The sequence below is a fragment of the Moorena sp. genome (genome assembly GCF_982860115.1).
On sequence record NZ_CEYLVT010000031.1, the window covers coordinates 1 to 24,146 of the forward strand.

The following is a 24,146-nucleotide window of genomic DNA, read 5'->3' on the forward strand; positions in this document are numbered from 1 at the left end:
TAGGTTTTAGGTTTTAGGTTTTAGGTTTTAGGTTTTAGGTTTTAGGTTTTAGGTATCACTGAGTGGGATCACATCTCAAGGGCTAATTGGATTTCTATTAATGTCGCTTATTCTGGGGTTAAGTATAAAAATTAGATTACTGTGCCAACTTTCCAACCTTTGGCTTCTAGTTGTGCTTTTTTACCTAGCTCCATCCCACTACTCCTGTTTATCTCTATCGTATTTTTATTCTCGCTTTTGTCAATTAGATATCACCCTTGATAAGTGTTAGGTTTTGGGTGTTAGGTCTTAGGCTAATAGTGTTAGACTCGGTGAGTGGGATCGCATCCTTTGACTAGTGCGATCGCATCCTTTGGCTTAGATTTACCCCTTGGTCATGGGATCCCATAAATAGAAGAGAGATTCGTGGATTCTGTAACCGGTAATCCTCAATTGGTAGTGAAAGGGAATCGTCCCCTACTGTTGGATGAGCTAAAGAAGATTTGGCTGATTAAGTCCGGTTCTATTGCTATATTTGCTGTTGACCGTAACGATGGTGTTCTAGAGGGGCGACACCGTTATCTATTCAGCCTGGGAGTGGGTGAGGCTTTGTTTGGGATGGGGGCGAATGCCCAAGACAAGCCTTACACCATGCTAGCTGTGGCAATTGAAGAAGCAACAGTTTGTCAGTTAAGCACTAGCCAAATAGAACTAGAAGGGAATAGTAAGGGTAAAGCAGCCACCCAAATTTCCCAGGGTATCATTACGTTAACCGAGAAATGGATTGAGGGATTTTCCATCTTCCCTGGTGTAGTTACTCCGTCTACGGTATTGGATACCTCAGCAGTTTACAGTTGGGAGTCCCTACAGTCCCATCTGGATCAGCTATACAGTAACCTCTACCACTACCTAGCTAAACTCGAACAGACAGAATCAGCTCAAAAACTGACTCAGTTCCAAGAACGGGAACGCCTCAATCATCAAGTTACTACGGAAGCGATTGCAGAACTAGCATCTGTGATCAAGCCCCAGTTAAAAGAGAGTTTTCAACAGGGAACCCCCCTGTTAATTGCCGCTGGTGCTGTAGGACGGGCGATTGGGATTCAAATTAACCCCCCCGCCCAGTCAGAAGACCTGAATCGAGTCAGAGAACCCATAGAAGCGATCGCCCGTGCTTCCCGCATTCGGATCCGGCGAGTGATTCTGCGTGACTACTGGTGGAAAAAGGACAATGGGCCTCTATTAGCCTACACCCGAGAGGATAATCGACCTGTGGCACTGCTACCAATGGGGGTGGGTCAGTATGAGGTACTAGACCCAGAATCGGGAAAGCGTGTCCCAGTCAATGGCAATAATGCTAGTTTCGTTGCTCCCATGGCTTATATGTTTTATCGGTCATTCCCCGATCAAGCCATTAAAGCCCTAGACTTACTCCAGTTTACCCTTAGAGGTCGTAGCAAAGAGTTAATCACCCTGATGTTGACGGGAGTCGCCGCTGCTGTTTTGGGAATGGTCACTCCCCAAGCCACTGCCATTCTGATTGACAATGCTATTCCCGATGCTGACCGGGGATTATTAGGACAGGTAGGGTTAGGACTGTTAGCAGCTAGCTTTGGCAGTGCCATCTTTCAAGTGGCTCAAGGGCTTGCCACCTTGAGATTACAAACGATTAGCGAAGCTACCAGCCAAGCCGCTGTTTGGGACCGATTATTAAACCTAAGAATTTCTTTTTTTCAGCAATATTCCACCGGAGACCTAATATCCCGGGCTTCAGCAATTTCTGAGATCCGTAACCGACTGAGTGGTACAGTGATGCAAACCCTATTCACCAGTTTTTTCTCTCTCTTAAATTTGGGTTTGCTCTTCATCTACGATGCCCAATTAGCCTTAGTCCCGTTGGGAGTGGCATTAACTGCGATGATTGTGACCACTACCTCTGGTATTTTAACCAGGCGCAAACTAAGACCCTTGCAACACCTAGCAGGAGAAATCTTTGGACTGACGGTGCAGCTAATTGGTGGTGTTTCTAAACTCCGGGTAGCAGGGGCAGAAAATCGGGCATTTGCCTACTGGGCTAAATACTATACTCAGCAAATTAAGCTGGTGCTAAGTACCCAGTTAATGGAAGACTTACTGAACGTATTTAATACTATACTCCCTACCCTCAGCCAAATGATTATCTTCGTCGTGGCTGTCCAATCCATTACCAAATCCCAATCTGGGCAAGGTTTATCTACTGGTACGTTTCTAGCCTTTAATACTGCTTTTGGAACCTTTATCACTGGCGCAACTGATTTAAGCAATACCCTAATTAATATCTTAGAAATAGGTATTTTATGGGAACGAACTCAACCGATTTTAGAAGCTACACCGGAACTAGACTTAAGCAAAGCGGATCCAGGACGGCTTTCGGGGCAACTTAAATTAGATCATGTCAGTTTCCGCTACCGACAGGATGGTCCTTTGATTTTAGATAATATTACTATTCAGGCAAACTCTGGAGAATTTATTGCTTTAGTCGGTCCATCTGGTAGTGGTAAATCCACGATTATCCGATTACTGTTGGGGTTTGAAACCTCTGAAAATGGCACCATTTACTACGATGGTCAAGACTTATCTGGACTAGATATATCAGCTGTGCGTCGGCAACTAGGAGTAGTGCTACAAAACGGTCGAATTAATAGTGCTTCTATGTTCGATAACATTGCCAGTGGTGCTTTAGTTACCATGGATGAAGCCTGGGAAGCTGCAAACATGGCAGGGTTTGCTGATGATATTGAAGCCATGCCCATGGGGATGCACACCGTTATTTCTGAAGGCGGTACCAATCTTTCTGGTGGACAGCGACAACGGCTATTAATTGCCCGTGCCTTAGTCTTAAAACCAAGACTATTGATATTCGATGAAGCTACCAGTGCTTTAGATAACCGCACCCAAAGCATTGTTAGTGAAAGTATTGACGAATTGCGAGTGACTCGGATCGTAATTGCCCACCGCCTCAGCACTATCCGCAACGCAGACCGTATTTATGTGCTGGAGGCTGGGAGAGTGGTACAGCAGGGAACCTTTGAGGAACTGCTTAATCAGGAAGGGTTATTTGCCAATCTGATGGCTCGGCAAATGGCTTAGAAGGATCAATGATTAACCCATGAACTATCGCTTTTGGGACAAATCATACCTGAATTCAGCAACACCAAATGTCTCAATTGCGCAGAATCAACTGTTGCCGATGAACATGTAACAAACGAAACTCCTGCTGCGCCACCTGGTCCAACATATAAATAATATGCTCTGGTCGCAACATGGTGCCATCATTCAAACAACTCCCCACATACCGCAAAACTACCCCAGACTCCGCAACCTCCTCTTCACCATCTTTGGGTTTTTGGGATTCCATGACCTCGAAGTCAAATAAGCGATCGCATAAATTCACCCACTGCTTCTTACCCGACTTCGTAAACCGCTCCCACCAAATTTCCTTACTACCCTTAATTGCTTCAATCCAACCCTGCCACTCTTCCCAAGAGGCCGATGACATTACCTCAACTCGAATCAAATACTCAGCCTTTTCCAACAGCTGAGTTCCAGCAGGTTCCTTCAAATCCACTGCTTCAACCCCATACACCGGAATCTCTTCAGGCAACTGAGACACCAGCCTTTCCCTAAACTCCTCAACTGGCATTTTCTCAGTTAACTCAAACTCCACAATTTCCCCACTACTAGACGCTCCCAAGGGCAATGCATTAGCAATCATAATCCGAGCATTAGCCCGAAACCCCCCACTATAGCGAATTGGTAGTGACGCCCGTCTTACTGCTCTCTCAAACAGACTTGCCAAATCCAGATGACCCAACAAGGTCATATCCCCCAACTTACCAAACCAAACCCGCAGCCGCTGATCCTTATTAGTATTGGGTTTAAAGTGACCAGCAAATTGCGGAATCTGTGGCGGGTCAATCACCACATTATGACCAAAATCAATCCCACATACACCACAGTGAGAACACCCATCAAAGGAACAATCCGGTACCGTTGCTGCATCTAACGCCCGTTGTAAATCTTCCTTGAGCCAATTTTTATCAATTCCCGTATCAATATGATCCCAAGGCAAGGGAGCATCAAGGGCATCAAGGGTTGTTCCCGTAGGGTGGCCTTTTGGCCAAGATTGTTGGTTAGTTGGTTGTTGGTTAGCTGGTTGTTGGTTATCTGGTTGCTCTGAACTTTCAACCTTTAACCTTTCAACTTGCAACTCTTCTACACCGGCCATCACGTTCCATTCGCCACTTTCTACTTGGCGATATTTCCAGGTCAGACCTGATGAAGCGATCGCATTTTCCCAAGCAGCAAATGCCCGATCCAAGCTTTCCATCCAGGCATCCATCCCTGCCCCCAATTCCCAAGCACGGCGCACCACTGCACTTAAGCGTCTGTCACCCCGTCCTACGAAATCTTCCATGGCCGAAATCCGAACATCGGTGTAATTAACCTTCACCCCCCTGATCTGACCAAATTCTTGTTTGAGCAATTCCTGCTTGCGTTTAAACTCCGAAGTCGATACGGAATGCCACTGGAATGGGGTGTGAGGTTTTGGGGTAAAATTAGAAACAGTTATGTTAAACTTAAGGGTTTTTCTGCCTTTGGCACGGCACTCCTGCTGCAACCAACGCACCGTTTCCGCAATCCCCAACACATCCGCATCCGTTTCACCAGGCAAACCAATCATAAAATAGAGCTTGACTTTTTCCCAGCCTTGGTCAAATGCCGTCTTTACTCCCCTGAGCAATTCTTCATTAGTCAGTCCCTTATTAATAATATCCCGCATCCGCTGAGTTCCTGCTTCTGGGGCAAAGGTCAAGCCACTCTGGCGATTTCCCCCTAGGATATTGGCAATATTTTCATCAAACCGGTCTACCCGCTGACTCGGTAGGGACAGGGAAATGTTCTGATCCTTAAGACGATTTTTGATTTCCATCCCCACCGCTGGTAGAGCCAGATAATCCGAACAACTCAGGGATAAAAGGGAAAACTCGTTATACCCTGTAGCACGCATCCCTTCTTCAATAGCTTCCACCACTTTTTCCGGTTCCACATCCCGCGCTGGTCGAGTCAGCATCCCAGGTTGGCAGAAGCGACAACCCCGAGTACAGCCCCGTCGCACTTCGATCTTGAGTCGGTCATGAACCGTTTGGATATAGGGTACTAGTCCAATAGCATAGGCAGGCATCGGTGTAGCCACACGCCGTAAAATCCGCTTCGGCACATCAGGGCGGTTGGGTTTAACTGAGCCATCCTCAGTCATATCATAGAATTGGGGGACATACACCCCTGGTATCTGAGCCAAATCCAGGAGTAACGCTTCTCGACTTAAGCCAGCTGCTTTGCCTTCTTCGATTACTAAGCCAATCTCTGGCAACAATTCTTCCCCATCGCCAAGATCAACAAAATCTAAGAAATCAGCATAGGGTTCAGGATTCGATGTCGCCGTTTGTCCACCTGCAAAAATTAGAGGGATTTCCGATATATCAAACTCAGCACGGTCTTGCCAGGTCAGGGGAATTCCTGCCAAATCCAACATTTCCAAGATGTTGGTTGCCCCTAATTCATAGCTAAGGCTAAAGCCAATAATATCAAAATCTTTCAGAGGTCGCCGATTCTCGACAGCAAACAGAGGGGTTTGAGTGGAACGTAATTTAGCTGCCAAGTCTGGGGCAGGTAGATAGGCGCGATCGCATAATTGCCTAGGTTGAGAATTCAATATATTGTAGAGGATGATATGCCCTAAGTTAGAAGCGCCCACTTCATAGACTTCTGGATAAGTCAATACCCAGCGTACCTCAGCTTTTTCCCAAGGTTTATGGACTGCTCCCAACTCGTTACCTAAGTAACGGGCTGGTCTGTTGATGTCTGGTGTTAATATTTCCTCTACAGTGATTGCCATAGAAACTTACTTTATTACTGCTTTCAATGCAGTTAGCCCTGATCCACCTTTCATTTTATCAGTACTCAGGGTAGACATAGGGGGATAAAGGTGATGAAGTGAGGGAGTAGAGAACCACCAGATTTCTTGACTAGTATTTCCCTATCAAGCCATCCGGGAACGGATGCTGTTGGCGAAATATTTCTTAACAAAGCAAGAAGCCCCATCAGCCCTCACCCCCAGCCCCTCTCCCAACCTTGGTACAGGGGAGCGGATTACGGCATAATAAGGGTTTCAGGAATTCGCCAGCAGCATCGGGAACGTGAGAACCCTGGGTCTTTAGACCGGGTCAGAAGTTACCGCAAGAATAAGGCAGCCTTTATGGTTGGTCGGTTATGGGTAAAGGGTTAAAACTTTGAGGCGCGACCCATGGCGAATTTAATTACGGGTCAAGCGCGCCTCCATGATTAAGGCTGCCTTATTCTAAGGTTTCGTCTCCGGGATGAAACGGACGCGACGGGGTTTACCCCGCCGTGTCCGTCTTATGTTTTGTCTATTTCACTTCTAATCCAGCGTTCAAGGAATTCACCAATACTGATTCCGGACTCTTTAGCTGAAAGCTGCAACCACTTCCAAGCAGTATCAGTCAATAATATGCCATGTTGCTTTTTCAACTCATCATAATAAACTGGTACCCCTCTCATCCGTTTCTTTGATTTCTTTTCTTTAAGGCTTGACATAAATTAGAACTCTAAAGTATACTAATAGTACTATATCAAAGCAATAACACGACAGCAAGTGTATAGAACAGTACCAGTAAAATCTACTTTTTATGATGAAGAAAATGCTTTCTGGGTGTTTCAATGCGAACAAGCAAATAACTTGACGAACTGTGCAATTTATTACGCGAAGAAGAAGCACTATGACTGGCTTCGCGAACAAGTCGAAGCTTATACTACCTACTGGCGTAGTGATACCCTCAGGTTTGGCTGGAAAACATATAAATGCGCAGTAAGGTATCCAGAAATAGATAAGGCTCTTAATATGAGTCCACACTACAAGGCTATGGCTGCCCAATCAGCTCAGCAAACCTTGAAGTCAGTGGGGGAATCTTTAAAAAGCTACAACCAATTGGTTGGGAAATATTACAAAGGAGAAGTTGATAGGCCGAGACTTCCTAGGTATCGCAAAAAGGGAGGATTAGCGGCGGTTACTTTCCCAAGACAAGCCCTTACCTACAAGCAAGGATTATTCTGGCCGTCAATTAGCAAAGAGTCTAAGCCTGAATTACTTTGCGATATAACACTGTCTCCTCCAGATTTCATAGACCCAGATTGGGTCAAAGAGGTAACTATCCGACCATATCTAGGTCAGTTGTGGATTGACTGGGTTATCGACGACGGGAAGCAGCCAATAGATACCAACCCCAATCTTGACTACTCTCAAGCATGGAGCTTTGACCATGGTGGCGATAATTGGTTGACCGGTGTCTCGACCCATGGGAAAAGCCTAATTCTTGACGGTCGAAAACTGAAATCAATGAACCAGGGGTATGCTCGCCTGGTAGCAAAATACAAAGCCGGTAAACCCGAGTTTTATTGGGATGCGAACTTGGATAAAGTTCAACGCAAGCGGAACAACCAGATGCGGGATGCAGTTAATAAAGCTGCCCGTTTTATTGTCAACCGCTGTCTTAGCGAACGCATTGGCAATATTGTAATTGGATGGAACGAGCGGCAGAAAAACTCAATAAACATAGGCCGAAGGGGCAATCAAAATTTTGTCGTAATCCCGACAAAAAGACTAATTGAAAGATTAAAACAAATGTGCCCTGAGTATGGTATAAAATTGACAGTAACTGAGGAGTCTTATACGAGTAAAGCGTCTTACTTAGACGAGGATCCACTACCAAAACACGGTGAAAAACCCAGTGGGTGGCAACCTTCGGGAAAAAGGGTGAGACGTGGTCTCTACAGGACTAAAAAAGGATACCTGGTTAATGCTGACTCAAATGGAGCTGCAAATATTGCCAGGAAAGTAGCCAAACAGTTAGATCTTGATCTAACCAAGATGGGTAGGGGAGCATTGACACTCCCACATCGTTATGACATTTTTAAATCTCTTAAAAAATCATACCGAATAAGTAGTGAAACCGCACGGGAAAACCGCTGCGGTGTAACAATCTTATAGAATCCCCCGTGCTTCAGCCGGGGGAGATGTCAACTCCTCCCATCGTCATCGCTTTAACATAGCCAGACGACAACTTATGATGACAAATCATATTTATTATAATTATAATAAATATGGTTGCTGACCCGCCTGACTGACTAAAAGGCTAGCTTACAAACGGTCTAATATCCTGTTAGTTTTTAGACCATTAGGTGTACAAAGTACGCTTCAGAGCTCAGGGTTTGAAGTTACCGTAAGTAGAGTGGAGCCTTAATCAGACAGTTTTAACCAAAGGTGCGCTTTCCGTAGGCGAATTTAATTCGCCACGGGTCGCACCTCTTTTATTCATAGCCGACCAACCATAAAGGCTCCACTCTACTAAGGTTTCGTCTCCGGGAAGAGACTTGCCCCGGCTGGTTGACCACAGAGTCGTAATTCCAAGGTGAGTCTGTCGAAAAGTTATACATCGATAGAAGGCGGATGTGTGCCTGTGGACGCTGAGTAAGACCAACATCAGCTTGAGGCGCGACCCCGTAATTTAATTCGTCATTGGAAAGCGCGCCTTTGAGGCGTCGGCGGATGAACCGGGAAATCCCAAAGACGAATAAGACCGTCCCTGATGGATCTGAGAATTGGAAGCCCCAACCTCAGTGAAACAGGTTGGGGTACTTCACGCACTTAATCTTCCTTAGATTTCCTAGGATTTTGCTGCATTCATAGCCATTGAGATAGCTTCCCAAGCTACTCAAATCCCCTACAGGGCTGTAGCAAAAGCATCATGGCTGTCAAAAATCTCAAATACCCCATCTAATTTAGTTAGCTCCAGCATAATGCGAATTGAAGGAGCTACTGAGCAAAGACCAAAGGGCCTCTCTAGACGTCTTGCTAGCTTCAGACCATGAATTAAGGCCATTAAGCCAGCACTGTCGAGAGACTCTAACTGATGCATATCAACCAACAAAGCCGAATCCTCACCAGCCACCACAGCTTCTGTCAACTGACTTTTAAACTCAACTGCATTGGAGGCGTTAATATGACCGGAAGGTTGAATAATTCTTAATTTTGCACTTAGGGTCGCCTGTGTCATAATGAGTAGACTCCTCACTTGGTCCAATCCAATAAAATTTTTTAGAGAATATATTGAAGATAGTATGGAATTTTGCTAATTCCATACCACTTCTGAGAGACTTTGCCGAATCTTTACAGATGGCTAATGGTTTTTGAAATCTTCATAAAACTTACCATCAAAATGTATCATAAATTACTTTCTTGAACGTTAAGTAATTTATTTATTTTTCATTTCCGATGGTCTAAGTTGCTATGAGCATGGCTCAGTTCATGCCTATAAGTATAGATTAAATTTTAATAATTTTTGTTGCGTTAAATCAATAGAGCTGCCCTGACATAAAAATATAATACTTTTTTTTATAGGCTTGAGCCAAATAATGTTTAGCTTTAGGGAAGTATAACGTTAACTAGGGTGTAGAAGCAAGTAGTACTAAGCAGTATTTGGTTATAACTGCCTAAACTTCAATACCTCTAAGCCTTCAAACGCCATAGCTTGTTAGGTTCAGGTTAAGCTTTCTGAGTTAAGTCAAAAAGGCTTATACTATATATGTGAGAGAGTACAAATCCACCTCATCAGTGATTTAGATCACATACCAATACGATAAAAATCACTATAGTGGTTAGTAGTTTCAGAAGACAATAAAATTATATGGAATTGTGGGTAATTCATTGTGAAAACTACATTTGTTATTCGCCAACTAGTAGAAAAAGCCCTCTATATTAGGAAATTGACTCCTGATATAGAAAATGCAATTAACTACGAACTAACTCAAACCGGTTACATCTCTGATGTGGATTACGAAGCATTGGAATTATTAATGTCTGAGATGGATGCTGGTCGTGTACAGGTCGTTCCGAGTCACTAGAAACAATGGTTATAAACTAAAGTTAGACAAGATCACAGCCTTGGTAACTAGTCCATGACTTTTAGGCATAACTTTTAGAGTTGGGGCAAACTCTGACAGCTACATATGGCAAAACCGCTACAACTTTAGTTTACTCTCCTAAGGTGTCTGACTTGCTACTGCTTAAGTCGTGATGAGATCACTATGGAGGTGGGCATTGTCCTATTACCGATTAACCATTAACAAAACTTAAAACTTGTCCGGATAAGCTTGCCAAACTGCACAGATAAAATAACTTAGTTCTTGGCGAGCATCAGGGTCATTTTCTACATTGACGTCTGGGTCATCTAACCAAATCAACAGAGGAATTACTTCAGTATCTAAGGCTAGTCGTAATAAACTCGCTGGCCAAAGTAAATCCGGTCCAGAGCGTAGATCGTAAAGACTGAGGTATTCAGAGGTTCCCACTGCCAAAGGCTCTTGACTATCCTCTAAGGTCACCAATATCATAGAACGCACCCAACACATTTGTCGGGATGACACAAATTCGATGACTTCAGCGTATAAACGAGTATTGTCATGCTCTAAGCAAATAATCTGATGAGGCTGGAACTCGTAAACCACACCCCTTGATACATCTTTATTCACCAGGCATCAATTCCTAAATTGAGTCGTTACGATACAACATACTGTTCATATTACCAGTTTGGTTAACGGGGGTATTAGACCCAGATTTGGGATTACTGCATTTCAGAGGCTGTATCACTGCTCATCTTTGCTATCATGTATTAATTCAACTTAGTCTCAATAGATTGAATACCATAGCATAGATTATGAAAGTCCAAGTATCGGTCGTTTTTACCAATCCCGTGGATTTCGTGAATTTTTCTCATCAGGCACTGCCTCGATTTTGCGTGGATCTACCTTTTAAACCTCGCGCTATCCCAGTTGAAGAACTCTTGCCCAACGTCCCTATGATTAATAGCAATTCAGACGATTGGACAACAGACCTGCCCTTCGAGCAAATAGAATACAAGGAAGAAGGAGCAGAGGAATATGCCCAAATGGTAGTAGTAGTGGGAATTCCACAGGATGATATGCCCTTGTTTGAAGATGTAGTTAAGTCCTATGGGGGAAAGGTTATGCCATCAGAGGGGTTGGATGTAATGGACATGTAGTGGATATGTAGTGGATATGTAGTGGATATGTAGTGGACACCCCATGTCTTACCGATAACCTGGCTTGTAGGTCATAGAAATTCCTTGTTAATCTTGATCGAAAATTTAAGACTATCACAAAATATGTTTGAAGGAAAAATAGTCTGGAATACACAAGGAATTCAATGACGTCTGAGCAGGATAAACCTGAGGTGGCTAAAATCCTCGAACCATTCAAACCCGCATTGGCTGAGCATCTGAGCAACCCTGATGTTGTGATAGACGAGGTACTGGCATGGACTGGCTCTCAGCCTTTTTTGACCCAGAAGCTTTGTCAAGTTATCCTTGACTCTAAATCTCCCATCCCTGTTGGTGAGGAAGCTCTTAAAGTCGAAGAACTCGTCAAAACTCACTTCGTTGAAAATTGGGAAACTCAGGAAGCCGCTGAACTTCTGCAAGATATTCGTAGTTTCTTGCTCGAAGAACAATTCCTGCGGCTGTATCAGAAGATTTTGCAAGGAGTCATCATTGCAAATGACAGTTGGGAACAAAAAGTGTTGCTCAACTCCGGTGTGGTGATTAACCAGGAGGGAAATTTAAAAGTTTCTAACCGTATTTATGAGGCTGTTTTTAATCACAGCTGGGTAGCTCAAGAGTTAGCACAGTTGACCACTACAGACTTTTGGCTGGCATCTGAGCTGACCACAGACGCTACTGATGAAGCCATCGCTATGGCTTTTCCTAACCTACCAATTACCCCAGTTACTCAAGACCAAGATCTAACAACTGACGAGCCCAAACACCGAGATCCAACAACTGACGATTCCAAACACCGAGATCCAACAACTGACGAGCCCAACGGATTAACTGTAGTACCTTTAGAGCCAGACCAAGCCACCACCTCGGCTACCCCATCAGCTAGCAGAATCCCATCACCCATTAGTTTTTGGGGTGGCTTGATCGCCTTGTTTCTAGTCATTACCTTTGGTGTATTTCAGTGTACTAGTGCTAGAAGAGCAGACGATCAACTAAAAAACCTTGCTTCTGAGGAAATATGCAGACGTCAATTTACTAACAGAAAAGAACAAATAGAGCAACTTAGAAAGATCAAGAGTCAAAATAATACTTTTCCCAAGCTATGTCAGTTAATGTTAGATAAATTGCAGTTTTCTTATGCTATAGAAGAGCTAGCTAGTCAAGGTGAATTAAAACAAGCTACTATAAATCTTTGTCAAGTATCACAGGGTTACTACCAGTTTAAACAAAAACCTCTTCAACGTTCTTTCCGTCGATGGGGTCGGAATAATGAAAATTATGCTAATTGGTTGAAAAACTATCTAATAAAATATGATTGTCCCGCTGCTAAGTATTTGGGGTAATCAATTGTTAAATTGTTAAATTGTTAAATCAGTAGTTGTGGCAACAGGGAACAGGGAACAGGGAACAGGGAACAGGAAATGTGTTGATTTTTAGCAATAGCAATAATTTAACTAGCTAACTAATTAATAGAAATTAAGATTATATATTTTTTTATTTCCTACTTTTTAAGAGTTAGCTATTTACTTACTTACTGAACTGATAATCCAGAGTTTAAGGATTGTAAAAAACCCCATCGCTACCACTGATTTCTTCTTCCAAAGATACCCTAATCCCTCGACGAGCAATTTCAAAAATAGTTAAGATAAATTCTCCCAATTGAAAATATTGGGTTTGACGGAATTGTTGACTATGACGTTGTTTGCCGCTAATCCGCTCATTGATCTGGCTTGCATAATATAAAATTAGGCTAACTAATAGCCAACCTACTAAACTCAATAGAGCTGTTACAATGATAATAATCAGCCAGCCTAAGAACTGACACAACACTTGTAATAATGGATCGTCATATACATCAAGTTGTGAGTACAACAGAGAACTATTGCTACTAAAGATTCCTAAGGCAATCGTTCCCCAAAATCCACAGAAAAGGTGAACAGGAACCGAACCAACGGGGTCATCAATTTTCCAAACTTGTAGGAAATATTCCCCTAAAAGGACAAAAATACCGCTGATTGAGCCAATTATAAATGCACTTCTGATATCTACAAAAGCAGCTGAAGCTGTAATTCCCACCAACCCACCTAAAATGCCATTGATAATTGAGGCTAGACTAGGTTTTCCCAGGATAATTGGACTAAAAAATACGCTAGATATTCCACCAGCTGCTGCTGCCATCATGGTAGTTGTGATTGTATTGGCTACATAATCGAGATCCTTTGCTGAGCCACCATTAAAACCAAACCAGCCCAGCCAGAGAATTAAGCAGCCTAAGGTTGCTAAACCCAGATTATCGGAAGAGAACTTTTCAGTTTCGAGACCTTCATATCTATCTGTTCTTAAATTGTAGCCAAAACGACCTTGTCGTGGCTTTAGTAGCCAAGCCCCTACCAAGCCAGCCATACCACCAACACTATGGACTACAGTTGAACCGGCAAAATCATGAAATTTTAGCGCCTTGGCTAGCCAACCATAGTGTCCCCAAACCCAGTGACCTGTTAGGGGATAGATAAAACCAACCAGGAAAAAACTAAATAGCAGAAATGCCCAGAATTTAACCCGTTCAGCAACAGCTCCTGAAACAATAGTGGCTGCAGTTCCAGCAAAGACTAACTGAAATAAAAATAGAGCAGCAAAGGAGTGATTAGACCAATCTTTATTGAGACAATTAAATCCTGATTCTGGAAAACCTAGATTTCCAAATTGGGGAAAAGGAAGATTAAAAAACAACCCCTTTTGACCCACTAAACTTAAACTAGCATTTTCTCCTGGAACACAACTGTAAGTGATGCCATCACCAAACATTAAGCCAAAGCCAACTAGCCAAAAGGCTAAGGCTGATATACAGAAAACTATCAAATTTTTAGCCAAGACATTAGTCGCATTTCTCCGTCTACATAACCCGGCTTCTAACATGGCAAAGCCAGCATTCATAAAAAAGACTAGAAAAGATGAAACTAACAACCAGATAGTAGACAGGTTAGTGAAATTATTCGTGTTACTATCTTGTGCTGCTGCTACACCAACCCATCCCAGCAGGATGGTAATAGCCAAAGATAGGCAGAAGTACCAACGGCTGGGTACCGAGGTGATTTGGTGTTTTAATCTCTTGTACTTATGTCGAGACATCAAAGCAAGCTTTCTAGTTTTACAATCGGAGTGAATTTCCAAGTGGTAAGTAGGTGGACATAATTAAATAACACTATTCAATAACATTGTTAAATAACACTATATGATGTTTCGTCACATCATTAACTGCTGACATCTAAGCCTTATACAAGGAAAGGCATTTAGGCGAACCTGTTGACAGCAGAAGCTGATCCATCTTCTAGCTTGGAGTTAAAAGCAAGCTGAGCCTCTGAATTCGCTAGTTCTTGAAAATGAATAACTTCTTTACGGGGATCAGCGTGACTGACTTTGACGTGTAAGCGATCGCCTAATTGAACCGAACGCTGGAAACGCATGGGCAATTCTAGACCTAACTCTTCTAGGAGAATGTTGCCCTTATTCTCGTTTTCTCGCCACCAACTGAGTACTAATACTTGCCAAACCTGATCGGGGTTACGCCGTAAATATTCCAATCCCCAATATTTGTTGGTATCACGTTCTACTTCACTAGCGTCCTTAGCTGTTCTGGTTACACTCTGCATCGTTTCGAGCAAATGTTCAGCTTCAAACGGTAGGGGGTCACCCCGTAGATGAGCTTTCAGCTGGAAATGAGTCATTAAGTCAGTGTAGCGGCGGATCGGAGAGGTTACCTGGGTGTAAGTTTCCAAAGCCAAACTAGCGTGGCGTGTTGGGGTAATGCTCATTTCACTTCTAGGCATACACCGACGCATGGCACAGAACCGCACTGGACCCGCTGGCAATAGCAGCAGTTCTTCTTGGGAAGGAAGTTCTGGCTGGGGTTGTCCTCGGAATGGTAGGGGAATTTGATGCAGTTGACCATAGCGTCCAGCCACTTCACCTGCCAGAATCATCATTTCTGCCACCATTTGCCGTGATGGTGAATCTTCTAACACCTCAATGGTAATTTGGTCATCATTTCCCACCTTGATTACCGACTCTGGCATATGGATGCTAATCGCCCCCTGAGACTTGCGCCACTTTTGCCGACGCACAGCCGAGTTAGCGATCGCAAACAGTTCTGTTTCTGCCTGTACCCCTAACTGCAACATTTCATCTACATCTTCATAAGTCAGGCGATAGGTAGGTTTAATCAGGGTGGGGTGAATCTGATAGTCATAGATGGCACCATCTTCATCCAAGATCACGCCAAAACTGAGTGCCCCACAGACTTGACCTTGAACTAAACTCATCGGACCAGTTGCCAGTTCCGATGGGAACATGGGAATCATGCCCGTGGGTAGATATATGGTGGTACTACGCCGTCGTGCTTCTAGGTCAAGGTTATCCCCTGGCATTACCAAGCGGGTTGGGTCAGCGATGTGAATCCACAGACGCTGAGTGCCATCCTCTAGATCTTCTATACTCAACCCATCATCTATTTCTTGGGTACTTTCATCATCTATGGTGTAGAGTTTCAGATGAGTTAAATCCAAGCGATCTGAATCTGGGTCAGTAGGAGGATTTGCCAGGTATTGCTGGGTCAATTCGAGTACCTCACGACGAAATTGAGTTGGGATTTTATGACGCAGCAAGTACTTTTGGTGAGGATGCCACAAACCCAGATTTACCAACAAATTGAAGGCATTTTCTGGGTTTTGATGGCGTTTTAGTGCTTCCAGAGTTTCCTGAACTGCACGAGAGGGTTTATCTGGTTCACTAACGAACCGTTCTAGAGCATCAAAGCGAGTGCGATCGCTATCAAGCCACTCTACTTCCTCACCCCCTAGCTTTTGTTGTACTCGCTTCAAAAATTCTTCTTGTTCCTGGTGCTTTGATTTAGCCGCTGCCAGTTGATGCTTGATTTCAGCCACCATGCTAGCGGAGCGGGGTTCATAGGTTTGTGCTTTGTGTTTAAAATAGATTTTGTCTTCAAATAGAATACAGTGTGCGGCATAGCACTGGGGTGGACTTTGCTCAGAAAATAATAACTGTGCCATGTCAGCACAGGTAACCGCCTCTCCTTCTTCCACCAGTAATTCCCAGGCTAATTCTAAGCTATCTGGGTCTAGATAGGGTTGTACTCGAGCGAGAAACTCTGGTATTTCTGATGGCTTATAAGTAGAATCGGCCACTGCGTAGGTGACTTGTCGAGGATGGAGCTTGTGCAGTTTCCCCCGTTGATCCAAAGCAATCAAGTGGTTCTTGCCTTCTGGACGATCGACAACGGCGAGATGGCGTTCTCCTTGTAAGCGAAATTCGATTAGTGTTCCCTTTTCCACCAGTTCTGATAACCCGGGTAGCGTTTACCAAATCCACCTCCCCCCAGTCTATCCTGTGTTGTTGAGATGCCCAACTTAGCAGAGGGGGTCAAGTCTGAAGTGTGAAGTGTGAAGTCTGAACTTGTCAGTGGTCAGCGCTCAGTGGTCAGTGGTCAGTGTAACTCCTGGTTGAGTCGCAAGTTTTTAGTTAACCATCTCAGCCATGCAGAGCGCGAGTGGGGGAAATCACGGCAGTTGATCATTGGGGTTCCCCCCATGAGCAACTACCTCCCCGTGAGGCCACTGCATCCCGCGCCTCAGCCATCGATCACCCCATTTCATCCTTCATCCTTATTTCATTCTTCACACGGGAAATATCCCAGAGGAAGACCGTGATTGTTCACCTTAACCTTCTTTATTAATATAGGGTAGCAAAGCCAAGAACCTTGCTCGCTTAATGGCTGTGGTTAGCTTTCGTTGTTGTTGAGTCGTTAGATTAGTAATGCGGCGGGGTAGGATTTTTCCCCGTTCAGTGATGAACTTGCGCAGCAACTCAACATCTTTATAGTCGATCGGTTCATCGGGTTTGATCGGAGAGAGACGTTTACGAAAGTAAGTCATGATTGGTTGTGATTGGTGATTGGTGATTGGTTATTGGTTATTTAGGTTACTGGTTACTGATTATAGTCATTTGTTCTTTGGTCCTTGTTTTTTGTCAATAGTCCATTTTCAATTAAAAAATTCAATTCACAAATGACCAAGGACCAAATCTACTTGATTTCTTTGTGAATTGTGTGCCTGTTGCAATTGGGGCAAAATTTCTTCAGTTCCAGACGTGATGTTGTGTTACGGCGATTCTTCCTAGTGGTATAGCGGGAAACACCAGCGGAACGCTTATTGGAGTTACTGCGACATTCCGTACATTCTAGAGTAATAACGATTCGGACACCTTTCTTACTTGCCATAGTTTTTTTTCTAAGAACTCAAATATTACAATTAAACACAATTTACTATTATCTCATGGGATCCCCCAGTCTATCAAGTATATGCAAAATTGCTCAAGTCTCGGGAAAAACCTCACCCCTTGTTGGCACCATCATCGTGCAGCGCAATCTCGTCAGTTACAAGGGGAGCCCACAGCAGTATACTTGATATGCCTTTACATAGACCAATGTTTAAGCCAATCCGAAGCGCTTGCTTTGCAGCGAAGCCAACCATGCCCTAGGATTTTGTTAGAGTCAGTAACCGGTGCAAGGGTAAGGAATCTAACCTCAATAATCAAGGTAACCGAAAACCAACTACCCTAAACTCTGAGCCTGATTGGTGTATAGTACCACGACTCCCGTAACTAGCCAGACGAACAGGAAGATAAGCATCACCGAACAGATGAAAGCCAAGAGGATCTGTTCTAAGCAGTGAGCTGACCAGCCTAAGTCTAGTTATGCTGGTAGTGCAGCCAATATGCCTCCACTAGGGTTCACAACTGAATTACAATTGCTATAGTGATTATTGCGATTTTTGAAACCCTTGGACTTGGATTCACCTCGGATTTGAGATCAGGGCTAATAATTCCGTATGATAGAAGGTTTAGCAGGATTCCGATACAGGACTATTACATATAGTTCCTGTGTAAGGCGCAGATTTGTTTCCAAATGCCTATTGATTCTTGTCGGCTTACTGAGCTGCTGGTATCTACTGGGAACACCATCAGCATTAGCAAGTTTCGATGATGACAGCTTTGATGGTAATATTTTTGCTCTGTATGCTGGTAATGGCTCTATAGTCCCACCACGAATTACCTTAGAAGATTCTTTGCGCAGGGAAAAGCCAGCTTTGTTGGTGTTCTACGTAGATGACAGTAGGGATTGCAAGCTATATTCTGTGACTATCTCTAAGTTACAGGAGCCTTATGGTAGGGCAGCGAGTTTTATTCCAGTCAACATCGACACTTTGTTACCCGATGCTACCTATACACCCACAGAAGCGGGATACTACTACCAAGATTTAATTCCCCAGACAGTACTGATTGACCAAAATGCAGAGGTAGTACTCAACCAAATTGGACAAGTTCCTTATGAACAGATAGATGATGTGTTTCGGGAAGTGTTTAACTTACTGCCCCGTTCAGAATCTGTAGAGTTAAAGCTGCGCACTGTCAATGATATAAATGCTCAGTTAACATCAGAGTGATTTAATTGGCTTAGTGCTTAGACCTCCATCCAATGAAACTCCCACAACGTAACATGAACAAAATTGTTTTACTCATGAGTGAACTGCCATTGGCGTTTACCCTATTTTTTTGTCACGTTTACGGGTTAAGCTATTTGTAAGTACAGTTAACATCAGTGCTGATGTCCAAGGTTTACAGCACACAGGAGCTAATCGAAATTTTGGCTCAAGAACGTCGTTCGTGCATGAATGGGCAACGTCTTAATCTGGCAGCTTCGGTGTCTGGTAACCCTGTGATTGATCGCTTTCTGAAACCGGAGGGAATTCAAAAATTCAGTGCTTATAACGACTTTAAAGCCGCAGTTCACAGCTACCAACGGCAACACCAAGTTTCAGGCATTATTTGGCGCGAACTGACTATGAAAGGAAAGACTCTACGTTATCCTGCTATTGACGAGCAGTTAGCCGCCCTAGACAGTGACCTGAAAATCCTTAAAGCTGCCAAAGCTGACCTCTTAGAGTTTTGGTATACAGGCATCCAAGGTATGGACTTATACCTAAGTATTAATTTTGGTAAAGACTATCAAAAAATTATGCCCAATGATGTAAAAGAGGTCGCCCAAAAAACGGAATGGGCAAATCTCTATGAATATAAGAATTACAACTTTTGGGAAATTATATTGCAGCTAGGTTGGGGGAAACCTGAAGAAGCATCCTATAAACGGGGATGGCCGACATCAGGAAGTGAGTACATTCATGCAGTTAATCCAGGCAAGTGCCCAATTTGTTGACCGCTATCGCTAGGTCGATGGGTTGTGGGGTGCATAAAGCAGTATTATAACTATACTAGGAGCGGTCAAATATGAAAGAACAAACTATTAATCAAGTTATTGATCAACAAATAGAAGAATTGGACTATTCAATTCGACAGGAATTAACCAAGCTTGGCAATCAAGCCGCAAAAATGGGTTTAATTGGTGGACATGGTTATTACTTAGGAAGGTACGAAATCCTATGCAAAGGTCAAATCTTCACTCTTTCACCAGAAGAAGCTTACTCTTACCTAAAAAAATTGGTAGCACAACACCAAAGATAATTGGTAAACTATGAAGTGTGAAGGATGAAGGATGAATTATGAAAATTTATCCTTCATCCTTCATCCTTATCCTTAATACTTGGGCATTACCAGCGTGCCTGGGAACCAGACCAAATGTGTTCTACTGATTCACCATAAACCATAGGTTCATCCTCAAAGGTAAGAGCAGTGTAACCATTGGGTTCAACAGACCACATTGGCCAATACTCATTGCCCAACTCACCAGCCTGAAATAGAACTTGATTTGGATTAGCTTGACTCCAGCCTAGCAACAGTGCATTAGTATAATGAATGCGCTTAGGAGCCAAGGTGGTCACGGTATTTTGGTTCCGATCCCAAATTACTGCGTAATCAGAACCATCTGAGGTATTAAAAAAACCTTCAAATTGTCGCCCTAGAAGGCGATCGCTTGACTCTGTCCAAGACACGGGAATCAGAATAGCGATCGCGCCGCTTAATTTATCATCATTAATATGGTTAGCTAAGGGAGAAGATGCAGTTATGATGCGCAAATCCCCAGTCTGCAAATTTTCTAGAAACATCACACTACTGATGCGGCTGCGGTACAGTTCCGGCTGTCCTTGTAGTTGAATCCGACTATAGGCAGCATACTTGCCATCGGGAGACACTAGTGATTGGCTGCGATAGTACCTAAACCCAAAACTCTGATTAGCAACCAGTTCAGCGTGGGTTTCCAAGACCCAATTCCAAGGAATAGGATAAGGACTCTTGAGTGGGTCACTCTGAACGTATGATTCGGTTAGATCAGGTTTGATAGCTTCTGTTACTTCCCTTAAAGGCTGGGAAGATAGCACCGATGATTGACTGGCTACTAAGGATTCATTAGCCTTGGCTTTCTCGGCAGATAGGCTAGATGTTATCAACATCAAAGTTGCTAACAAGAGTCCTAGTGGTTGATTTTTAAGCCATCCTGCTAAACTCAATTGCCTTTTCAACATTGATTGGTCTTTCAGTTACTAATTAGCGTTTCTAGTTAGAGGAGCAACCCCAAGAAACTAGACTATAGTTCCTTAACTTTAGGTGTAAAAGGTTAAAAAGTGATCAACTCGCCCTACCGACCCTGCATTACGGACGGGGTTTCTTACACTTCTACTCAGTCAGTTACCTAAACCGTCCACTATGAACCTACCGAAGGCAGACAAAGAAAATAAGCCAGGGAAAAATTAACAATTAACACTCTTTCGTTCCCCTAAGAGGTCTTGGCTGAACTGGGTAGCCCTCACACAAAAGTTGTTAGGCTTGGAATTGGAATTAACTTGTTGGTTTGGAGGTTTTAGTGTTATGATTGTCATTTTTAATTAAACCTTGTTTTCTTGAATTCTTATATAATGTTAAATACCCGCCCTTGACCCCTAACGGATTACAATTGGAGAATCCTGCCTCATTATGTTGAAGGAGATCTAACAAAATTCGGTGTGACTCAACCCGCTACTTCCAACACCAATACCAGACCTGAAACCTCAATAAGTATACTGAACTGCCTACTGATCTTAATTTTCAGGCTACTACTGCTAGGCGTAGGGAGTGGCTTGGCCTTGATATTTGGCATTGTTGTTGCCAATGCTTACCCTAACCCGAATCCAGAAAAACCCCTGATCTTAAAATTTCTGGAGCATCTGGATAACAAGGGAGAATCAAGGTTTTTCAATTTTAGTTCAATTCGGGAACCAACGGAAGCCAATCTACTAAAACAATTGACACCGGTTCAAAGAGTCCAGGTCAAAGCTCAGCTAAGTGAGTTAGACAAGCGACTGAAGAGATTGAGTGAGGACGTGACAATGTTGGAAACTCAATTGGGAACCTCGGGAGGGAATGAATCTCTCGAAAGGCGCATCCAAGGGATCACTTTGCTCCTGAAGGAACCATCGACTCCAAGTAGCGATGCTCCATTAGTTGGTAATAGCAATGGTAATCGACTAGCTGCCTCGGCTGCTGACAAGTTGAAAGTCACGTTGCCCAGTGATATTTTATTTCAGAAAAGTAACAGTACCTTACGTCCAGAAGCAGGTTTGATCCTAGACAAAATTGTCACAGATTTGCAAGCCTATCCCGGCAGTACAATCAGGATTGCTATCCACACCGACAACCCCCGCGAAGCCGAAGAGAATCGAAACCTTTCATTTAAGCGTGCCAAAGCAGTTCAGCAGTATCTTAGTAGTGCTTTAGAGGATCCATACCGTTGGCTGATTATTGGCTACGGAGAAACTCGTCCTCTGGTCGCTAATGATACTGAGGTTAATCAGCAACGTAATCGTCGGGTGGAAATTGCTGTGGATTAGTCATTAGTTATTAGTCATTAGTCATTAGTCATTGGTAATTTCTAGATGCGAGTTGTATTCTTTGGTACTCCCCAATTTGCTCTACCTTGTTTGGAAGGTTTGTTGAACCATCCTGAATTTGAGGTGGTGGGTGTGGTGACTCAGCCAGATAAGCGTCGAGGACGTGGTAACCAGCTGATTCCTTCCCCAGTAAAATCAATAGCACTAGCACATCAACTACCAGTTTGGCAACCGCAGCGCCTGAAAAAGCATAGGGAAACCCTAACTCAGCTAAGGCAGGTAAAGGCTGATGTTTTTGTGGTGGTTGCCTATGGGCAGATTCTCTCCCAAGAGATTCTGGATATGCCTACGGTAGGTTGTATCAATGTACATGGCTCAATTTTGCCTAAGTATAGGGGAGCAGCTCCGATCCAGTGGTGTCTATATAATGGAGAAGCCCAAACTGGCATCACAACGATGTTGATGGATGCTGGAATGGATACTGGAGCAATGCTCTTGAAAGCATATACACCAATCAGACTATTGGATACTGCCGAGGATTTGGCACAAACTCTGAGCAATTTGGGAGCTGATTTGTTGATTGAAACTCTCCTGAAGCAAGAGTTACAGGAAATCCAACCAATTCCTCAAGATGACTCTGAGGCCAACTATGCACCACTGATTCAAAAGTCAGATTATTCTCTAGATTGGTCACGCTCTAACTTGGAGTTACACAATCAGATTCGGGGATTTTTCCCAAACTGCGTCACCTCATTTCGGGGTAAATCTCTGAAAATCAGTGCCACTGCTCCCTTAGATTCGGCTTACTTATCCGAGTTGCCTTCACAGTTAAAAATGCGATCGCAGGAGTGGTCTACTCTTGATGTTGGTTCAGGTCGTCCTGGAGAAGTTGTCAAGATTGCCAAGGCAATCGGTCCAATTATTCAAACTGGAAAGGGAGTGTTGTTGTTGCAGCAAGTGCAATTAGCTGGCAAACGTGCTCAATCGGCTTGGGATTTTGCCAATGGTATGCGTTTAGAGGTAGGAGAAGTTCTAGGTAATGGTTAGTTAGTGAGTTCCGGTTTTCAACGGTTTGTAAAAGCGGCAAGAATCACAGGGTCCGTCTGGATTGACAGCACAACGAATCAATTCAGAGTGAGCATTGAAATAGCAGGTGGCATCCCCAATCACCCAACGCCCCTGGAGCAGGCTTTTTTCACTAGGGTGTCGAGAAGACTGCACATACAGAGAAATTTTATGCAAACGATAGCGCCCTGACTTAAGACAGTAGCGGTGGTGGCGCTCTAAAACTGTGTAGGTTTTACCTTTAAAGTCGAGATAGTTACCGGGTTGAGGTATCCAATCCAGTTGAACATTGCCAATGGTCTGAGGTGGGTGGGTCAAAATTAACTCTGTCGGTAGAGAATCAGGCTCCATAGTGCTTATTGTCATTCACGCTACAGTTGAATGGTATCGCAGGCTGTGGGCTGACTATCTAGCCCAACAGAATTCTACATAGAATTGTCCGGTTAAGTACAACACACTGGCGCTCTTCTTGAAGACTGGATTGATCAACGAAGTGATTAACGGGAGTTGATATTACCCAATATGGGTAATTATTGGTCATTGAGCAAAAAATGTCTTAAATTCGTGATTGGGGTGCATAAAGTTGGGAATTTAGCAAGTTAATTCTGTCGTCAGCTTAAAAGACTGTCAGATTAAAAGACTGTCGTTTCTGTTCTCTTCGTTCCATTAGCAGTTTTTACTTGTTTGCCCAAAACCCCATGACAGCAGTTAGTCCTGTGGTGTGAAATTCATCCAATGTTGAACCAAAAGCCCAGGCTACCAACGTTGTAACATCCTTGAGTTGCAATGTCGGTGGCTTGGGGGTAGAACTGGTGGAGTTGTTCATGGACCATGATCAATTCACCAACTGACATTGTCTGCCAAGGACTTGAAAAATTTTCCAGCTATACCCCCATCAACAATGAATTTACAACAAAGAACAAAGTATGAACATCTCTGGTATTTCACCGAGGACGCTTCGCACTTGCTTGCCTCGACGGCTTTTTCAAGTCAGAAATCCATGGGCGTTTCGCCCACA

22 protein-coding genes are annotated in these 24,146 nt (G+C 43.6%); 11 read left to right on the forward strand and 11 right to left on the reverse strand.

The features are described from left to right. Positions 1-405 precede the first annotated feature (405 nt). Positions 406-3,108, forward strand: coding sequence for an NHLP bacteriocin export ABC transporter permease/ATPase subunit (locus AC4II3_RS07915; RefSeq protein ID WP_488007614.1), 2,703 nt, complete (start codon positions 406-408; stop codon positions 3,106-3,108). Between the two features lie 73 nt (positions 3,109-3,181). Here the strand turns inward: AC4II3_RS07915 and AC4II3_RS07920 are convergent, their stop codons facing one another. Further along, positions 3,182-5,917, reverse strand: a complete 2,736-nt coding sequence (locus tag AC4II3_RS07920) for a TIGR03960 family B12-binding radical SAM protein (protein ID WP_488007616.1) — start codon at positions 5,915-5,917, stop codon at positions 3,182-3,184. Between the two features lie 126 nt (positions 5,918-6,043). Between AC4II3_RS07920 and AC4II3_RS07925 the strand changes: the two genes are divergently transcribed. Continuing rightward, on the forward strand, positions 6,044-6,307 hold the full coding sequence (locus tag AC4II3_RS07925; RefSeq protein ID WP_488029143.1) for a hypothetical protein: 264 nt from the start codon (positions 6,044-6,046) through the stop codon (positions 6,305-6,307). A 131-nt stretch (positions 6,308-6,438) separates the two neighbouring features. Here the strand turns inward: AC4II3_RS07925 and AC4II3_RS07930 are convergent, their stop codons facing one another. Continuing rightward, positions 6,439-6,636, reverse strand: a complete 198-nt coding sequence (locus AC4II3_RS07930) for a hypothetical protein (protein WP_488017275.1) — start codon at positions 6,634-6,636, stop codon at positions 6,439-6,441. A gap of 58 nt (positions 6,637-6,694) precedes the next feature. On the opposite strand from AC4II3_RS07930, the gene AC4II3_RS07935 reads away from it, so the two are divergent. Next, on the forward strand, positions 6,695-8,086 hold the full coding sequence (locus AC4II3_RS07935; RefSeq protein ID WP_488017277.1) for an RNA-guided endonuclease InsQ/TnpB family protein: 1,392 nt from the start codon (positions 6,695-6,697) through the stop codon (positions 8,084-8,086). A gap of 733 nt (positions 8,087-8,819) precedes the next feature. On the opposite strand, the gene AC4II3_RS07940 is transcribed toward AC4II3_RS07935, so the two are convergent. Further along, entirely contained in the window at positions 8,820-9,152 is a 333-nt protein-coding gene (locus AC4II3_RS07940; RefSeq protein WP_075895737.1) for an STAS domain-containing protein, read from the reverse strand. A 652-nt stretch (positions 9,153-9,804) separates the two neighbouring features. Here AC4II3_RS07940 and AC4II3_RS07945 point away from each other — a divergent pair. Beyond that, positions 9,805-9,999 carry a hypothetical protein gene (locus tag AC4II3_RS07945; RefSeq protein WP_488010621.1) on the forward strand — a complete coding sequence of 65 codons (195 nt, stop codon included), beginning with the start codon at positions 9,805-9,807 and terminating at the stop codon, positions 9,997-9,999. 228 nt (positions 10,000-10,227) lie between these two features. On the opposite strand, the gene AC4II3_RS07950 is transcribed toward AC4II3_RS07945, so the two are convergent. Further along, positions 10,228-10,626: a hypothetical protein gene (locus AC4II3_RS07950; RefSeq protein WP_488010619.1), complete on the reverse strand. Its 399-nt coding sequence runs from the start codon at positions 10,624-10,626 to the stop codon at positions 10,228-10,230. A gap of 185 nt (positions 10,627-10,811) precedes the next feature. On the opposite strand from AC4II3_RS07950, the gene AC4II3_RS07955 reads away from it, so the two are divergent. Then, positions 10,812-11,156 (forward strand): hypothetical protein, encoded by a 345-nt coding sequence (locus tag AC4II3_RS07955; protein WP_075895743.1) that lies wholly within the window; start codon positions 10,812-10,814, stop codon positions 11,154-11,156. Positions 11,157-11,320: 164 nt separating this feature from the next. Next, complete coding sequence (locus tag AC4II3_RS07960; protein ID WP_488010617.1) at positions 11,321-12,514, forward strand: hypothetical protein; 1,194 nt, start codon at positions 11,321-11,323, stop codon at positions 12,512-12,514. Positions 12,515-12,725: 211 nt separating this feature from the next. Here the strand turns inward: AC4II3_RS07960 and AC4II3_RS07965 are convergent, their stop codons facing one another. The 4 genes from AC4II3_RS07965 to rpmG all read right to left on the reverse strand — a co-directional run bounded on the left by AC4II3_RS07965 (position 12,726) and on the right by rpmG (position 17,463). After that, the gene (locus tag AC4II3_RS07965; RefSeq protein WP_488010615.1) at positions 12,726-14,300 is read right to left on the reverse strand and encodes an ammonium transporter; all 1,575 of its coding nucleotides are present in this window, start codon (positions 14,298-14,300) and stop codon (positions 12,726-12,728) included. Positions 14,301-14,461: 161 nt separating this feature from the next. Further along, positions 14,462-16,519, reverse strand: a complete 2,058-nt coding sequence (locus tag AC4II3_RS07970; RefSeq protein ID WP_488010613.1) for a ribonuclease catalytic domain-containing protein — start codon at positions 16,517-16,519, stop codon at positions 14,462-14,464. A 384-nt stretch (positions 16,520-16,903) separates the two neighbouring features. Further along, a complete protein-coding gene (gene rpsR, locus AC4II3_RS07975) occupies positions 16,904-17,119 on the reverse strand; it encodes a 30S ribosomal protein S18 (protein ID WP_008191262.1) in 216 nt (71 codons plus the stop codon). Positions 17,120-17,268: 149 nt separating this feature from the next. Next, entirely contained in the window at positions 17,269-17,463 is a 195-nt protein-coding gene (rpmG, locus tag AC4II3_RS07980) for a 50S ribosomal protein L33 (RefSeq protein WP_293020919.1), read from the reverse strand. A 694-nt stretch (positions 17,464-18,157) separates the two neighbouring features. Here rpmG and AC4II3_RS07985 point away from each other — a divergent pair. The 3 genes from AC4II3_RS07985 to AC4II3_RS07995 all read left to right on the forward strand — a co-directional run bounded on the left by AC4II3_RS07985 (position 18,158) and on the right by AC4II3_RS07995 (position 19,763). After that, on the forward strand, positions 18,158-18,688 hold the full coding sequence (locus AC4II3_RS07985) for a thylakoid membrane photosystem I accumulation factor (RefSeq protein WP_488010610.1): 531 nt from the start codon (positions 18,158-18,160) through the stop codon (positions 18,686-18,688). 161 nt (positions 18,689-18,849) lie between these two features. Continuing rightward, positions 18,850-19,458, forward strand: coding sequence for a hypothetical protein (locus AC4II3_RS07990; protein ID WP_293111874.1), 609 nt, complete (start codon positions 18,850-18,852; stop codon positions 19,456-19,458). Between the two features lie 71 nt (positions 19,459-19,529). After that, the gene (locus AC4II3_RS07995; protein WP_008182312.1) at positions 19,530-19,763 is read left to right on the forward strand and encodes a hypothetical protein; all 234 of its coding nucleotides are present in this window, start codon (positions 19,530-19,532) and stop codon (positions 19,761-19,763) included. A gap of 86 nt (positions 19,764-19,849) precedes the next feature. On the opposite strand, the gene AC4II3_RS08000 is transcribed toward AC4II3_RS07995, so the two are convergent. Beyond that, a complete protein-coding gene (locus AC4II3_RS08000; protein WP_488010607.1) occupies positions 19,850-20,650 on the reverse strand; it encodes a hypothetical protein in 801 nt (266 codons plus the stop codon). 663 nt (positions 20,651-21,313) lie between these two features. Between AC4II3_RS08000 and AC4II3_RS08005 the strand changes: the two genes are divergently transcribed. Then, complete coding sequence (locus AC4II3_RS08005; RefSeq protein ID WP_488010605.1) at positions 21,314-22,063, forward strand: OmpA family protein; 750 nt, start codon at positions 21,314-21,316, stop codon at positions 22,061-22,063. 45 nt (positions 22,064-22,108) lie between these two features. Next, the gene (gene fmt, locus AC4II3_RS08010) at positions 22,109-23,110 is read left to right on the forward strand and encodes a methionyl-tRNA formyltransferase (RefSeq protein ID WP_488010603.1); all 1,002 of its coding nucleotides are present in this window, start codon (positions 22,109-22,111) and stop codon (positions 23,108-23,110) included. Here the strand turns inward: fmt and AC4II3_RS08015 are convergent, their stop codons facing one another. Then, on the reverse strand, positions 23,111-23,479 hold the full coding sequence (locus tag AC4II3_RS08015) for a DUF6464 family protein (RefSeq protein ID WP_488010623.1): 369 nt from the start codon (positions 23,477-23,479) through the stop codon (positions 23,111-23,113). It abuts the gene before it with no gap. A 325-nt stretch (positions 23,480-23,804) separates the two neighbouring features. Next, positions 23,805-23,954, reverse strand: a complete 150-nt coding sequence (locus AC4II3_RS08020; RefSeq protein WP_158069476.1) for a hypothetical protein — start codon at positions 23,952-23,954, stop codon at positions 23,805-23,807. Between the last annotated feature and the right edge of the window lie 192 nt (positions 23,955-24,146).